General features: G+C 67.3%; 14 protein-coding genes. 5 read left to right on the forward strand and 9 right to left on the reverse strand.

All coding sequences use genetic code 11. The annotated features are described in order from the left end of the window. Positions 1 to 19 precede the first annotated feature (19 nt). On the reverse strand, positions 20 to 2071 hold the full coding sequence (locus tag AC04ME_RS06845; RefSeq protein WP_475434237.1) for a M3 family metallopeptidase: 2052 nt from the start codon (positions 2069 to 2071) through the stop codon (positions 20 to 22). After that, a complete protein-coding gene (locus AC04ME_RS06850; RefSeq protein WP_475434239.1) occupies positions 2068 to 2976 on the reverse strand; it encodes a LysR family transcriptional regulator in 909 nt (302 codons plus the stop codon). The genes AC04ME_RS06845 and AC04ME_RS06850 overlap by 4 nt, the downstream gene beginning before the upstream one ends. 81 nt (positions 2977 to 3057) lie before the next feature. Here AC04ME_RS06850 and tdh point away from each other — a divergent pair, with 81 nt between their 5' ends. From tdh to AC04ME_RS06870, 4 genes are read left to right on the forward strand one after another with little or no spacing between them, the layout of a single operon-like run. Next, positions 3058 to 4101 carry an L-threonine 3-dehydrogenase gene (gene tdh, locus AC04ME_RS06855; RefSeq protein ID WP_455905113.1) on the forward strand — a complete coding sequence of 348 codons (1044 nt, stop codon included), beginning with the start codon at positions 3058 to 3060 and terminating at the stop codon, positions 4099 to 4101. Beyond that, positions 4101 to 5279, forward strand: a complete 1179-nt coding sequence (locus AC04ME_RS06860) for a glycine C-acetyltransferase (protein ID WP_475434241.1) — start codon at positions 4101 to 4103, stop codon at positions 5277 to 5279. Before tdh ends, AC04ME_RS06860 begins: the two co-directional genes overlap by 1 nt. A gap of 55 nt (positions 5280 to 5334) precedes the next feature. Beyond that, the gene (locus tag AC04ME_RS06865) at positions 5335 to 5976 is read left to right on the forward strand and encodes an ArsR/SmtB family transcription factor (RefSeq protein ID WP_475434243.1); all 642 of its coding nucleotides are present in this window, start codon (positions 5335 to 5337) and stop codon (positions 5974 to 5976) included. Then, positions 5973 to 6191, forward strand: coding sequence for a hypothetical protein (locus AC04ME_RS06870; protein WP_042540759.1), 219 nt, complete (start codon positions 5973 to 5975; stop codon positions 6189 to 6191). Before AC04ME_RS06865 ends, AC04ME_RS06870 begins: the two co-directional genes overlap by 4 nt. 67 nt (positions 6192 to 6258) lie before the next feature. On the opposite strand, the gene AC04ME_RS06875 is transcribed toward AC04ME_RS06870, so the two are convergent. From AC04ME_RS06875 to AC04ME_RS06905, 7 genes are all read right to left on the reverse strand, one after another. Further along, positions 6259 to 6474, reverse strand: coding sequence for a hypothetical protein (locus AC04ME_RS06875; RefSeq protein ID WP_042540758.1), 216 nt, complete (start codon positions 6472 to 6474; stop codon positions 6259 to 6261). After that, positions 6474 to 9068 carry a valine--tRNA ligase gene (gene valS / locus AC04ME_RS06880; protein WP_475434246.1) on the reverse strand — a complete coding sequence of 865 codons (2595 nt, stop codon included), beginning with the start codon at positions 9066 to 9068 and terminating at the stop codon, positions 6474 to 6476. Before valS ends, AC04ME_RS06875 begins: the two co-directional genes overlap by 1 nt. Positions 9069 to 9165: 97 nt before the next feature. Further along, positions 9166 to 9639, reverse strand: a complete 474-nt coding sequence (locus AC04ME_RS06885; protein ID WP_079113043.1) for a hypothetical protein — start codon at positions 9637 to 9639, stop codon at positions 9166 to 9168. A gap of 1 nt (position 9640) precedes the next feature. Further along, positions 9641 to 11212, reverse strand: a complete 1572-nt coding sequence (locus AC04ME_RS06890) for a hypothetical protein (RefSeq protein ID WP_475434248.1) — start codon at positions 11210 to 11212, stop codon at positions 9641 to 9643. Further along, positions 11209 to 11532 carry a hypothetical protein gene (locus AC04ME_RS06895; protein ID WP_056377287.1) on the reverse strand — a complete coding sequence of 108 codons (324 nt, stop codon included), beginning with the start codon at positions 11530 to 11532 and terminating at the stop codon, positions 11209 to 11211. Before AC04ME_RS06895 ends, AC04ME_RS06890 begins: the two co-directional genes overlap by 4 nt. A 40-nt stretch (positions 11533 to 11572) precedes the next feature. Continuing rightward, positions 11573 to 11866 carry a WXG100 family type VII secretion target gene (locus AC04ME_RS06900; RefSeq protein WP_042540614.1) on the reverse strand — a complete coding sequence of 98 codons (294 nt, stop codon included), beginning with the start codon at positions 11864 to 11866 and terminating at the stop codon, positions 11573 to 11575. Next, positions 11866 to 12270, reverse strand: a complete 405-nt coding sequence (locus AC04ME_RS06905; RefSeq protein WP_042540612.1) for a YbaB/EbfC family nucleoid-associated protein — start codon at positions 12268 to 12270, stop codon at positions 11866 to 11868. Before AC04ME_RS06905 ends, AC04ME_RS06900 begins: the two co-directional genes overlap by 1 nt. Positions 12271 to 12426: 156 nt before the next feature. Here AC04ME_RS06905 and AC04ME_RS06910 point away from each other — a divergent pair, with 156 nt between their 5' ends. Next, positions 12427 to 14037 carry an ABC transporter substrate-binding protein gene (locus AC04ME_RS06910; protein WP_475434252.1) on the forward strand — a complete coding sequence of 537 codons (1611 nt, stop codon included), beginning with the start codon at positions 12427 to 12429 and terminating at the stop codon, positions 14035 to 14037. The last annotated feature ends 51 nt before the right edge of the window (positions 14038 to 14088 follow it).

The following is a 14088-nucleotide window of genomic DNA, read 5'->3' on the forward strand; positions in this document are numbered from 1 at the left end:
GAGGCGGCGCGCGACTCTCTCATGCTTCGAGGCCGCGACGCTTCAGCAGCGGCGCGATCTCGGCATCCCGGCCACGGAAGTCGCGGTATGCGTCGAGCGGATCCTTGGAGCCACCCACGCCGAGGAGACGGGCGCGGAACCGGTCGCCGTTCTCGCGCGTGAGTCCGCCGTTCTCGCGGAACCAGTCGACCGTGTCGGCGTCGAGCACCTCGCTCCAGATGTAGGAGTAGTAGCCGGCGCTGTATCCGCCCGAGAAGACATGCGCGAAGTAGGTCGACGAGTAGCGGGTCGGCACGACGGGATCGTCGAGTCCGATGTCGGCGAGCGCGGCCGCCTCGAACTCGGCGACGTCGTCGACGACGGCCCTCGTATCCATGCGATGCCACGCCTGATCGAGCCACGCTGCCGCGAGGTACTCGCTCGTCGCGTGACCCTGATCGAACGTCTCGGTGGCGCGAAGGCGTTCGACGATAGCGGGGTCGAGCGCTCCGCCGGTCTCGTAGTGACGTGCGTAGCTGTCGAGGACTTCGGGCCAGAGGATCCACATCTCGTTGACCTGACTCGGGAACTCGACGAAGTCGCGGAAGACGTTCGTGCCGGCGAAGTGCGGGTAGGTGACGACGGCGAACAGACCGTGCAGTGCGTGCCCGAACTCGTGGAACAGCGTCGTGACCTCGTCGAGCGTCAGCAGGGTCGGCTCACCGTCACCCGGAAGCGGGACATTGAGGTTGTTGACGACGACGGGCAGCGTCCCTCGGAGGCGCGACTGGCTGACGATGGGATTCATCCACGCGCCACCGCGCTTCGAGTCGCGCGTGTAGAGGTCGAGCACGTACAGGCCCACCGCGCTGCCGTCGGCATCGCTGACCTCGAACACGCGAGCACCCGRGTGGTAGGCCCGGAGGTCGTGCCGCTCTGCGAACGTCACCCCGTAGAGCTGTGTGGCCGCGAAGAACACCCCGTCCTGCAGCACCCGTTCGGCCTCGAACCACGGGCGCAGCGCGCTCGTGTCGATCGCATAGCGGGCAGTGCGCACCTTCTCGGTGTAGAACGCCCAGTCGTGCGCCTCGACCGTGAAGGGTGCGGTCTCCGTCTCGTCGACGATCGACTGCAGGGTTTCGCGCTCTGCGCGGGCGTTGCGCGCAGACGGCGCGGCGAGCTCGCGCAGCATCCGCTCTACAGCCGCAGGGCTGCCGGCCGTCTCGTCTGCGGTGACGTAGGCGGCATGCGAGTCGTAGCCCAGCAGCGCTGCGCGCTCGGCGCGCAGGCGGACGATCTCCGTGAGCACCGGCCGGTTGTCGTTCGCGTTGGGGCGGGTCGCCCGCGACCGTGAGGCCGCCATGATGCGGCGGCGGGACTCGCGGTCGCGGAGCTGAGCGAGATACGGATGCCCGGTGAACAACGGGAGAGTGATGACGAACCGTCCGTCGAGGCCTCGATCGCTCGCCGCACGAGCTGCGGCGGAGAGCTCCCCACTGCTGAGACCGTCGAGTTCGTCGGAGGAGTCGAACACCACGGCGAGATCGTTCGTGTCGTTGAGCAGGTTGCGCTCGAAGGTGTTGCTCAGCGTCGACAGCTGCTGATTCAGTGCGGTGAGCCGGCTCTTCGCGTCGTCGTCGAGGGCCGCACCTGCGTGGGTCATCTCGCGATGGTGCCGCTCGACGAGATACCGCTGCTCGTCGTCGAGCTCGAGGTCATCCAGGCGCGCATGCACCTGCTGGACGCGCCAGTACAGCGCCCCGTCGAGAGTGATGGCATCGTGATGCGCCGCCATGAGCGGAGCGAGCTGCTCGTCGATCTTCTGGATCTCGGGCGTCGCGTCGGCCGATGTGACGGTGTAGAAGGTGTGTGCGACGCGGTCGAGCAGTTCTCCGGAGCGCTCCAGCGCCTCGATCGTGTTCTCGAAGGTGGGCATCGATCGCACCATGGTGATCCGAGAGATCTCCTGGAGATGCTCGTCGAACGCCGCCTGGAACGCGGGCAGGTAGTGCTCGGGCGTGATCGCCGCGAAATCGGGCAGCCCGTAGGGGAGTGCAGACGGCTGAAGCAGAGGGTTCGAGGCGTCGGTCATCCTCTGAGCCTAGCCATCACCCGCTGCAGGGCGTCGACGACGACGCGCACGGATTGTCGTCTCAGGTTCTCCGGCCTGGCGAGCACGTCGATCATCCGGTGGGTGCTGACTCCCCGCAGCGGAAGCCGCACGATGTCACGGTCGTCGACGGTGCGGGACGTATAGCGCGGCAGCATCCCGAGGACCCCGCCCGCAGCGATGACCGCCGCGACCGCACCGTAGTCGTTGATCCGGTGGCGGATCTCGACGGGACGCCCGGCGACGGCTGAGACGGCGCGCAGCACATCGTCGGGCGAGTATCCGATGCGACTCGTGACCCAGGGGCTGTCGATGACGTCGAAGGATGTCACCTGCGCACGGGTGGCGAGAGGGTGGGAAGACGAGACGGCGACGTCCAGCGGTTCTCGAACGAGCGCCAGGCTGCGCACCCCGTCTGTCGGCCACGGCGGCGAATGCTCCATGCGGTGCGCGAGCACGAGGTCGTACCGGGCTGTGAGAGCGGGGAACTCGCTCTGCGCCACGTCCTCGTCGGTGAGCTGCACGGTCGGCGGCGCGGGGGAGTCGTCGAGTTCACGGATCAGCGACCCGAAGAGCGCCTGCCCGACGCTGTGGAATCCGCTGATCGTGACCACGCCGGTGCTGTCGTTCTCGAAGTCGTCCAGCGCGCTGCGCGCTGCGGCCATCGCGTCTATCGCCTGGGCGCCCGCTGCCGCAAGGGCCTGCCCGGCTGCGGTCAACGTGAGGCGACGGCCGTCTTTGCGCGTGAGCGGTGTGCGGAAGCTCCGTTGCAGGGCTGCCAGATGCTGTGACACGGCAGACGGGGTGACGTTGAGCGTCTCGGCGACGGCGGTGACGCTCCCCAGAGCGCCGAGCTCTCTCAGGATCTGCAGCTGATGGAGTTCCATCCAGTCAGATTAGTGTTTGCTACAGGGTCTATGCAGAACTTGCCGATTGTTCTACATGGTCGAATGCGATCAGATCGACATATGAAGGCATTGTTCAAAGCCGAACGCGCCGCCGGACTCGAGCTCGTGGATCGTCCCGAGCCCACTGCGGCGCCCGACGAAGTCGTGATCCGCGTGCTGCGCACGGGGATCTGCGGCACCGACCTGCATATCCGTCGCTGGGACGACTGGGCTGCATCCGCCATCGATGCCCCACTCATCCCCGGTCACGAGTTCTACGGCGAGGTCGTCGAGGTCGGTCCGCTCGTCCACGACATCGCTGTGGGCGATCGAGTGTCGGGCGAGGGGCACATCGTGTGCGGCACGTGCCGCAATTGCCGCGCAGGACGCCGCCAGATGTGCATCCGTACGATCGGCCTCGGACTGCAACGCGACGGCGCCTTCGCCGAGTTCCTGGCGTTGCCCGCCGTGAACGTCTGGGTGCATCACGCCGACGTGGCGCCGGAGCTCGGCGCGATCTTCGATCCTCTCGGCAACGCCGTGCACACGGCGCTCACGTTCCCGCTCGTGGGCGAGGATGTGCTCGTGACAGGGTGCGGTCCGATCGGCCTCATGGCGATCGCCGTCGCTCGGCACGCCGGAGCACGCTTCATCGCGGCGACGGATGTGAGCGCGCCTCGCCTCGAGATGGCCCGTCTCATGGGCGCGGACGAGGTCGTCGACGTCTCGGCCCGCGAGATCCGAGATGCCCAGCAGGCGCTCGGTCTGCGCGAGGGATTCGACATCGGCTTCGAGATGAGCGGCGCGGCGTCGGCGCTCCCGGCGATGATCGACAACATGAACCACGGCGGCCGGATCGCGATGCTCGGACTGCCCAGCACCGGATTCGAGATCGACTGGGGCAAACTCGTCACGCACATGCTCACGATCAAGGGGATCTACGGACGCGAGATGTTCGAGACGTGGAACGCGATGGGTGCCATGCTGCAGACGAGTGCGACGCTGCGCGACTCGATCGGACGGGTGATCGCGGATGTGATCCCCGCCAGGAACTGGGAACAGGGCTTTGCCGCGGCCGAGTCCGCCGGCACGGGAAAGATCATCCTCGATTGGACGGAGCTGTGATGTACGGGACATTCCAGAAGCATGTGGCTGACGAGCTCGCCGGGATCGAGGCTGCGGGCCTCACGAAGCGCGAACGAGGCATCCGCGGGCCGCAGAACGCCGAGATCACCGCCGACGGCGCAGAGGTGCTCAATTTCTGCGCGAACAACTACCTCGGTCTCGCCGACGACCCGCGGATCCTGGATGCCGCCACTGCGGCGCTGCAGGAGTGGGGCTACGGGCTCGCCAGCGTCCGCTTCATCTGCGGTACGCAGGAACAGCATCTGGAGCTCGAGCGACGACTCGCGGGGTTCCTCGGCACCGACGACTCGATCCTCTTCTCGTCATGCTTCGACGCGAACGGAGGAGTGTTCGAGACGCTCTTCAGTGCTGAGGACGCGATCATCTCGGACGAACTCAATCACGCGTCGATCATCGACGGGATCCGTCTCTCGAAGGCGCGTCGGCTTCGCTACCGCAATCGTGACATGGCGGATCTGGAAGCGCAGCTGCAGGCGGCATCCGATGCACGCTTCCGGGTGATCGTCACCGACGGCGTGTTCTCGATGGACGGCTACATCGCGCCGCTCGCCGAGATCTGCGACCTCGCGGATCGCCACGACGCCCTGGTGTTCGTCGACGACTCGCACGCGGTCGGCTTCGTAGGGGAGAACGGACGAGGAACGCCGGAACTCTGCGGTGTCGCCGATCGTGTCGACATCTATACGGGCACGTTCGGGAAGGCGCTGGGCGGAGCATCCGGTGGCTACGTCGCCTCGCACGCCGACGTCGTCGCCCTGCTGCGTCAGCGTTCGCGTCCGTATCTGTTCTCGAACACGCTCGCCCCCGCCATCGTCGCCGGAACCCTCACCGCGCTCGATCTCGTCGAGGGTTCGGCCGATCTCCGTGCGCGTCTGCGCGACAACGCGGCACTGTTCCGTGAGCGGATGACGGCGGAGGGTTTCGATCTGCTGCCGGGAGAGCATCCGATCGTCCCCGTGATGTTCGGCGACGCGGCTCTCACAGCGCGCATCGCGACGGAGATGCAGGCGCAGGGCATCTACGTGACCGCGTTCAGCTTCCCCGTCGTTCCTCGCGGGCTGGCGCGGATCCGCGTACAGCTCTCGGCGGCGCATACGCCCGAGCAGATCGAAAGATGCGTGGCTGCCTTCGTCGCCGCGCGAGCCGTCGTGAGCTGAGAGGCGAGCAGACAAAGATTGCTTTGCAAAAGAATGCTTGCAAAGAAGTCTTTGCATGAGTATCTTTGCATGCATGGCAGACGAAGAGCAGTTGCGACGACTCGATTCCGGGGCGCTCAAGGCCCTGGCTCACCCGCTGCGTGTGCGGATTTTCGATCTGCTCAGCGCACATGGGCCGCAGACGGCGAGTTCGCTCGCATCGATGCTGGGGGAGACCTCCGGGTCCACCAGCTACCATCTGCGCACTCTCTCGGCACATGACCTGATCCACGAGGTCGAGGGGCGAGGCACAGCGCGCGAGCGCTGGTGGGAGCTGCCTGAGGGGCGCATCGACATCCCCGGTCCGAGCCAGAGCATGTCGCCCGCCAACCGGGCAGCGGCGCAGATCGTGTCGTCGGAGTTCTTCCGCCTGCGGCACGAGACCCTGATGTCCTACGTCAACCGCCCGGACACAGAGGTGCCGGAAGGCTGGAAGGACGCGGGGCTGATCGCCACAACCCTCCTCGAGATGACCCCCTCGCAGATGGAGGACCTCAAGGACGAGCTCATGGGAGTCATCGAGGGTGCCGTCGGGCGATATCGCGGCCAGACCGGGCCGGACGTGCGCCGGGTGTCGATGCGCACCGAGCTCTTCGACCTTCCGGCGACCGGGCCGGTGCTCGCCGGTGCCGCTGACTCGAACGAGGAAGAATCATGACCAGCGCGACCATCCGCCTCGTCGCCCCGACACAGGCGGAGCGGAAGCTCCTCGGCCTTGCTGATCTCCTCACGGTCTTCGTCGAGCGACGCATCACTCGCCGCGCTCAGAAGCGGGCCCTCGCTCTCGATCTCCTGCGAGAGCAGCAGACCAGGCGACAGGATCCTCGCGCGGTCGAGCACATGCTCGCGCAGATCGGGCTCCCTCGGCGCTGAGGCGTTCTGATCACGGCGAAGCCCCCTGCCGCAGACGCGGACAGGGGGCTTCGTCAGCAGAGACCGCTCAGTCCTCGAAGGGTCGGGCGACCACATCGCCGGACCCGGTCTGGAAGACCTCCCAGCCCGCATCGAGCTCTGCGATCGCGCGGCCTTCGAGCCACGTGAGCGTCCAGTGCCCGGAGAGACCGCGCGATTCGACCTCGGCGATCGCCGGCCGGAGCGCGGCGGGAACGGATGCCGGTGGCTCGGAACCGGTGGCCCACCTCGTGCCCAGCTGCATCAGGCGCCCTCGACCGGCGCGAGCTCGATCGCGGTGACCGCGAACTCGCCGGCCTCGGTGAACTCGAGTTCGGCGATGCGTCCCACTGCCCGGAGGTCGTCGGCCGCGGCGCGGAGCGCCTCGAGCTTGGCGGCGGGAGCGGCGATCGCGGCGCGGGAGACCGGAGTCTTCTGCGATGCCTTGGCCTCGGTCTTGGCGCGGCGGATGCCGATCAGCGCCTCGCTCGCGGCCGACAGCACGGCCGTGTCGCCTTCGATGCCGAGTGTCTCAGGCCAGGCCGCGGTGTGCACCGAGCCTTCTTCGAACCACGACCACACCTCTTCGGTCGCGAACGAGATGATCGGGGCGAGCAGGCGCAGGAGCGTCGACAGTGCCAGACGCAGCGCGAGGGCGGCGGATGCCTGACCCACGTCGTTCTGGTTGTAGGCGCGCTCCTTGACGAGCTCGAGGTAGTCGTCGCAGAACGTCCAGAAGAACGCCTCGGTCACTTCGAGCGCCTTGGCCTGGTCGTAGTTCTCGAACGCCTTCGTCGCCTCCTCGATCACGGCGTCCAGGCCGGTGAGCATCGATGCATCGAGCGCGTGGGTGACCTGAGCGCCCTCCGGTACGGGGAACGACAGCACGAACTTCGCGGCGTTCAGCACCTTGATCGCCAGACGGCGGCCGATCTTGACCTGCGTCGGGTTCTGCGGGTCGAAGGCGGCATCCATGCCCAGGCGGCTCGAAGCGGCCCAATAGCGCACCGCATCCGATCCGTGGGTCTCGAGGATGTCCGCCGGAGTCACCACGTTGCCCTTGGACTTCGACATCTTCTTGCGGTCGGGGTCGACGATGAAGCCCGAGATCGCGGCGTTGCGCCACGGCGATCGGGAGTCCTCGAGAGTCGAGCGCAGCATGGTCGAGAAGAGCCAAGTGCGGATGATGTCCTGCCCCTGGGGGCGCAGGTCGAACGGAGCGGTGAGCTGCCACAGCTCCTCGTCGCGCTGCCATCCGCCGGCGAGCTGCGGAGTGAGCGACGACGTCGCCCAGGTGTCGAGGATGTCGGCTTCGGCCTCGAATCCGCCGGCCGCACCGCGCTGGTCCTCGGTGTAGCCCGCGGGGACGTCGGTCGTCGGGTCGATGGGAAGGCTCGCGTGGTCGGGAGCGATCACCCGGTCGTAGTCGCGCTCGCCGTTCTCATCGAGTCCGTACCAGAGCGGGATCGGCACGCCGAAGAAGCGCTGGCGTGACACGAGCCAGTCGCCGGTCAGGCCGCCGACCCAGTTCTCGTAGCGCACGCGCATGAAGTCCGGGTGCCACGTCAGCTGGGTGCCACGCTCGAGCAGCTCGTCGCGCAGCTTCGCGTCACGCGCGCCGTTGCGGATGTACCACTGGCGGGTCGAGACGATCTCGAGCGGGCGGTCGCCCTTCTCGAAGAACTTCACCGCGTGGTTGAACGGCTTGCCGACCGCCGTCATGTCGCCGGTCTCCTGCAGCTTCTCGACGATGGCCTTGCGGGCCGAGAACACCGTCTTGCCGGCGAGCTCGGCCTGGTACCAGTCGATGGCCTCAGCGTCGGCCACGATCGACGGGGCGGTCGGGAGGAACCGGCCGTCGAGACCGATCGTCGTCATGTTCGGGAGGTGGTCGCCCGCGGCTGTGCGCAGCTCACGCCACCAGATGATGTCGGTCACGTCGCCGAAGGTGCAGACCATCGCGGCTCCCGTGCCCTTGTCGGGCTGTGCGAGGTGGTGTCCGTGGATCTCGATCTCGGCGCCGAAGAACGGCGTGCGCACCTTCGTGCCGATCAGGTGCTTGTGCGGTCCCTCGGGGTGGGTCACGATCGCGATGCACGCCGGCAGCAGCTCGGGGCGGGTGGTCTCGATCGTGATCGAGCCGGATCCGTCAGCGAAGGGGAAATCGATGGTGTGATAGGCGGCCTGCTGGTCGCGATCCTCGAGTTCGGCCTGCGCGATCGCCGAGCGGAAGTCGATGTCCCACAGGGTCGGTGCGAGCGACTGGTAGGCCTCGCCGCGCTCGAGGTTGCGCAGGAACGCGAGCTGGCTCTGGCGGATGGTGTCGTCCGAGATCGTGCGGTACGTCTGGGTCCAGTCGACCGAGAGGCCGAGCTGGCGGAACAGCGCCTCGAACTGCTTCTCGTCTTCGATCGTCAGACGCTCGCAGAGCTCGATGAAGTTGCGTCGGCTGATCGGCACCTGGTCGGCGGCGCGGCTGGACTTGTTGTCGCCGCCCTCGAACGGCGGCATGAAGTCGTCCTGGTAGGGAAGCGAGGGGTCGCAGCGCACGCCGTAGTAGTTCTGCACCCGACGCTCGGTGGGAAGGCCGTTGTCGTCCCAGCCCATCGGGTAGAACACGTTCTTGCCGCGCATGCGCTCGAAGCGCGCCTTGACGTCGGTGTGCGTGTACGAGAACACGTGGCCGATGTGCAGGCTGCCGGATGCGGTCGGCGGGGGAGTGTCGATCGAGTACACACCCTCGCGGCCGGACTGTGCGGCGCGGAGTCGGTCGAACAGGTAGGTGCCCTGCTCGGACCACGACTCACCCCACTTCGCTTCGAGACCTTCGAGTACGGGCTTGTCGGGAATCACGGACATGGAGGTCTCCTCGAGCGATGTATGCGGCACTGTGTGAGCGTGCCTGAGTGTGGGTTGTGCCCCACAGTCTAATCGCCCCGAACCGGAGGGGAGCCCCTCACTCGCCCCAGACGGCCTCGACGATCGCGGCTGCCTGGTCGTTCGTCACCTGGATGTCGCCGTAGGTGCTCGACGCGATCTCCAGGTCGGGCGAGATGCTCCGCACCAACGCCTCGAGGTCGATCGATTCGCCATCACTTCCGTCGACGCCGAGGTCGATCTCGTCGCTGGGCACGTCGTTGTGCTCGAGGACGATCCTCAGGATGCCCGCCAGATCGTCGGCGGAGGCGTCTTCGTGGTCGAGATCGACGCCCACGCTCAGATAGAAGGTGAACCCGGAGATCGTCTTCGCAGCGTAGGCATCGGTGACGCCGATCTCTGAATCCATCAGCGCTGCGGGAATCGTCTCGGCGAAGTCCCCGTCGGAGGTCTCCTTCAGAAGCGGGCCGCACCCGCTCAGTGCGAGCATCATCGCCGCGAGCGCGAGTGCGACGGCTCCCCGAGTGGCTCGCGCACGGCCGGTGATGCTCATATCAGCGTTCCACTCCTTGGTATACCTGGTGATCGACCACTGTGCCGCCGAGACCGGCGAGGTCCCAAGGATCCGTTCCGCCGTTGGCATCGCGATAGGCGGCTTCCCACTCTGCCACGGACGTCGCATACTTCGGGTTGTTGTGTGCTCCGAACCCGTGCGCCCCATCCGGGTCCGGGAGCGTGATCTGGTGGATGTTCGGCGGGAGCACGGTCACCGGGGTATTCGGGATGTCGAACGGGGACTGGCCCGGCAGCCCGGGAACGCCGACGAGGCTCCCATCCAGCATCGGCACGACGTCTGTCGCGTGCTGGAACGCGTAGACCGGCACGTTCGGCGGCACGTGGAAGTTGTCGACGGGGGAGCCGTTGGTCACGACCCCGATCGGGTTGTACGGGAAGGACGAGTCCGCGGCGAGGTTCGCCGCCATGATGCCGCCCTGGCTGAAGCCGGTCAGCACGACGTCGGATCCCGCAGGGATCCCCGCCTGCTGCATCGCATCCAGCACCGCGCGCTCGTACTGAGTGCGGAAGAGCGGGTTGTCGAGCATCAGCGCGAGGTTGTTGTCCCGGTCGTTCATCGCGCCGCTCGAGGGGCCGAACTCCCAGGCCTGTGTCGACGGGAGCGACACGACCCAGTGCGTCGAGCCGTCGGGACCGACGACCTCTTTGATGTCGATCGCCGTGGAGCTCTCCCCGCCCATCGCGTCGGTCGTGCCGTTCACCGACACGAGATCCGACAGCGAGTCGAGCGAGGTGACCTCGTGAGCGTCGTTCCATGCGGCCAGTTGATCCTCGTTCAACGTCGACGGATCGATCTCGCGGACCCGCGCGTCACCGGTCAAGAAGTCGTGGAGGACGTTGCCGAACACCAGTCCGAGCGRCCCGCCGGTGAGTCCGCCGACCAGCGGCAGCATGTCGGCGAGGACATCGCGGAGGGTGGCCAGCGCGTCGCCCACGAGCGGCACGAGCTTGTAGAGAAGCTGTGCAAGAGACACGACGGCGCCGGTGAGACTCTTGACCAGCGCGCCGGCGGTGGTGACGAACTCGGCTGCGGACTCGGCGAACCGCTGGATGTCCTCGAGCTTCTGCAGGGGATTGAGGCTGAAGCGGAACAGATCGTCGGCGAAGCGGCTCAGGCGACCGAGGAAGTCGCAGATCAGCACTCGTGTCGACTCGATGATCTGGCTGACCAGGCGCACCGCGCTCGCCGTGGCTCCGGTCCACTGGGCGGCATCCTCGGCGACGGACAGCAGGTCGCCGTACCGGGCCCGCAGAGCGCGGACCGTGCGGCCGTCGAGCTCGGCCAGCCGGGGTTCGGCATCGCGGAGCGTCTCGACCACACGGCGGAGCGAGCTCTCTGCGCCCTCCCAGCGCGAGGCGAACCCGCCGACGGTGCCGGGGTCGCCGAGGAGATCGTCGAACCACTCCCGCAGCGGGGCGATGTACTGCATGAGCATGCCGGCGATGCCGGGGATGCTCGCACAGTCGGCCTGCGAGGCGCTGTACCCGGGTGCTCCCGCCGCCCACGAACCGGAGCGCACCTGGCTGCTGATGCTTGCGACGGCGCTCACAGCTCTCCCTCGATGGCGCGGAACGAGGTGACGGCGCCGTCTTCGATCGCGCCGAAGGCATCGACGATCCCCTTGAGGCCGGTCGCCGTCGCGTCGGCGAGAGTCGTCGCGGCAGCGAGCGTCGACTCGGAGGCATCCGCGAGCGCGTCGACCGCGGGCCCGAGCAATGGGCCGCACATCGCGCCGAACGCCGACTGCCCCACACCTCCGGCGGCTGTCGTGGCGGCGGAGCCGAGCAGCTCGGCCGCTGCGGTGAGCGCCCGCACGTGCGCGCGGAGCTCGTCCTCGTCGATCACGATCTGCTGATTGGATGCGGTCATGATGATCGGTTCCCCCCGATGATGTGATGTCTGTCCGACGTCAGCTGCCGCCGAGGACGCGCTGACCGGCGAGGTCGGCGTCCGAGTACTGGGTCGCGAGTTCGCCGAGCAGATCGGACACGGCCATGACGAGCCCGGTTCGCTCACGCATGTTGCCGTCGAATCGCTCCTGTGCGGCGTCGAACGCCGATTGCGCGTCTCCCGACCACGAGCGACGCAGAATCGTCGCGTGCGCGGCGAGCTCCTCCAGGGCGGCGTCGATGTTGCGTGACGCGACGCTGATGGCCTTGGCGGCCTTCGCCACCTGCGCCGGATTGACCTCGATGACGCCCATCAGCGGTACTCGATCGTGCTGCCGCCGACCTGCGGGAACGCGGTGTCGACATCCTGGCGCACCGCGGCCACGAGAGGGGAGTCGGCCCCGAGGGTCTGCTCCATCGAGACGAGCACCCTCTCCGCCGCGACCCGCTGCGCCCTCGCGATCGTCTCGGTGATCGTGACGCCGAGGGATGCCAGATCTGCGGCCGCGCCCGACTGCAGTCTCACCGACTCGATGGCCCCGGTCGGCCGCGCGGTGATGGTCACTCGGCCGTCCGCCGACGTGACCGTCGCCATGGTCTGCGACGCCTCCGTCTCGAGTCTGGCCGACTCCTGGGCCAGCTGTCGGGACTGCGCGATCTGGGCATCGATCTTCGCGTTCACTGCGGCGATCGTGTCAGCGAGTTCTTCGGACGACACTGTTCCCCCTCCTCCGGTGTCATCGCAGTATATGAGGGAGCGATGACGGTCTGAAGGTCCCACGACGCCCGCGTCACCGCGGAGGATCTAGAATTGGATCGAGTCCAAGAACTGATGCATCCGCGTCATCTCCCGCATTCCCTCCCGAGGAACAGCATGCCAATCTCCTTCCTGCGCCGTGCCATCCCGCTCGGCGCGACCGTCGCCGTGAGCGCACTCCTGCTCAGCTCCTGCGCTGCGCCCTCGTCCGAGTCCGACGGCGGTGAGCTCGTCTGGTCGATCGAGGGTGCGAACCTCTCAGCGGGGCACATGGACCCGCAGGTGAGTCAGCTCGACGTCTCGGGCATGGTGCAGCGCGCGGTGCTCGACTCCCTGGTCTTCCAGGAGGATGACGGCTCGTTCACCCCCTGGCTGGCCAAGGAGTGGACGGTGTCCGACGACAGCACCGAGTACACCTTCGTCCTGCGTGACGACGTCACCTTCACCGATGGCGAGCCGTTCGACGCCGAGGCCGTCAAGGCGAACTTCGATCGCATCGTCGATCCCGAGACGGAATCCGCGCAGGCGGCCAGCATGATGGGGGCCGACTTCTACGAGGGCACCGAGGTCGTCGACGAGCACACGGTGAAGGTGAGCTTCACCCAGCCGTATGCGCCGTTCCTTCAGGCGACGAGCACGCCGCAGCTCGGCTTCTACTCGCCGGCCGTGCTGGAGGAGTCCGCGGACCAGCTCAAGGCGGGCGGCCCGGGGATCACCGTCGGAACAGGACCGTTCGAACTGACCGAGTACACACCCGATCAGGAGATCGTCTACACGCGCAACGACGACTACGCCTGGGGGCCGCACGGCGAGAAGGCACCGAAGGTCGAGACGCTGCGGGTCGAGATCCAGCCCGAGGCATCCGTGCGCACGGGCGTCATCGAGAGCGGCGAGGCCGACCTCGCGAGCAACATCCCGCCGAACCTCGCGGGTGACCTCGGCGACGGCATCACGGTCGATTCGATCGAATACCCGGGCCTGCCCTACTCCCTGTACCTCAACGAGAAGTACGGCGTCTTCGCCGACGAGAAGGTGCGCCAGGCGTTCGCGTTGGGCATCGATGTCGACGCGGCCGTCGAGGAGATCTTCTTCGGACAGTTCCCCCGCGCCTGGAGCGTGCTGGGCTCCACGACTCCCGGTTACGATGCTTCGCTGGAGGGCGCCCGACCGTTCGACGCGGACGCGGCGAACACGCTTCTCGACGAGGCCGGATGGACGGAGCGCGACTCCGACGGCATCCGCATGAAGGACGGCGAGCGCCTCTCTGCGCGGTGGATCGCATGGACTCCGGTCCCCGACGACCGCGCCGCTCTCGCGAACGCCATCCAGTCGGATCTCAAGACCATCGGCTTCGAGGTCGTCCGCGAGACGCTCGAGCCCGGCGCCTACAACGAGCAGTACGAGCCGAAGACCTTCGACCTCACCGACTGGGGATTCTCGGGCGTGGACCCGGACTTCCTCCGCGCGCACCTGCACACCGAGGGGTTCCAGAACGCCTCGCAGGTCACCGATCCCGAGATCGATGCGCTGCTCGGGCAGGCCGTCGCGTCGAACGATCAGGATCAGCGCAACGAGATCTACACACAGCTGCAGGAGTGGAACGCCGACTACACCGCGATCTTCCCGCTCTACAGCCCGTCGGCGATCACGGCTGTCGGCGAGCGGGTGGACGGGCTCGCGTACGACCTCTACGGTCGTCCGCTGTTCTACGACGTGAGCGTCGGCTGACACCCGAATCATCGAGCGCCCCTCGCTCGCGCACTGCGATATCGTTCGTGA

This window comes from Microbacterium sp. LjRoot205 (assembly GCF_056175745.1).

Excerpts from the sequence above, each read along its gene's own strand:
- AC04ME_RS06850 (WP_475434239.1), bottom strand. The coding sequence starts at position 2,976 with ATGGAACTCCATCAGCTGCAGATCCTGAGAGAGCTCGGCGCTCTGGGG.
- tdh (WP_455905113.1), top strand. The coding sequence starts at position 3,058 with ATGAAGGCATTGTTCAAAGCCGAACGCGCCGCCGGACTCGAGCTCGTG.
- AC04ME_RS06860 (WP_475434241.1), top strand. The coding sequence starts at position 4,101 with ATGTACGGGACATTCCAGAAGCATGTGGCTGACGAGCTCGCCGGGATC.
- AC04ME_RS06865 (WP_475434243.1), top strand. The coding sequence starts at position 5,335 with ATGAGTATCTTTGCATGCATGGCAGACGAAGAGCAGTTGCGACGACTC.
- AC04ME_RS06870 (WP_042540759.1), top strand. The coding sequence starts at position 5,973 with ATGACCAGCGCGACCATCCGCCTCGTCGCCCCGACACAGGCGGAGCGG.
- AC04ME_RS06875 (WP_042540758.1), bottom strand. The coding sequence starts at position 6,474 with ATGCAGCTGGGCACGAGGTGGGCCACCGGTTCCGAGCCACCGGCATCC.
- valS (WP_475434246.1), bottom strand. The coding sequence starts at position 9,068 with ATGTCCGTGATTCCCGACAAGCCCGTACTCGAAGGTCTCGAAGCGAAG.
- AC04ME_RS06885 (WP_079113043.1), bottom strand. The coding sequence starts at position 9,639 with ATGAGCATCACCGGCCGTGCGCGAGCCACTCGGGGAGCCGTCGCACTC.
- AC04ME_RS06895 (WP_056377287.1), bottom strand. The coding sequence starts at position 11,532 with ATGACCGCATCCAATCAGCAGATCGTGATCGACGAGGACGAGCTCCGC.
- AC04ME_RS06900 (WP_042540614.1), bottom strand. The coding sequence starts at position 11,866 with ATGGGCGTCATCGAGGTCAATCCGGCGCAGGTGGCGAAGGCCGCCAAG.
- AC04ME_RS06910 (WP_475434252.1), top strand. The coding sequence starts at position 12,427 with ATGCCAATCTCCTTCCTGCGCCGTGCCATCCCGCTCGGCGCGACCGTC.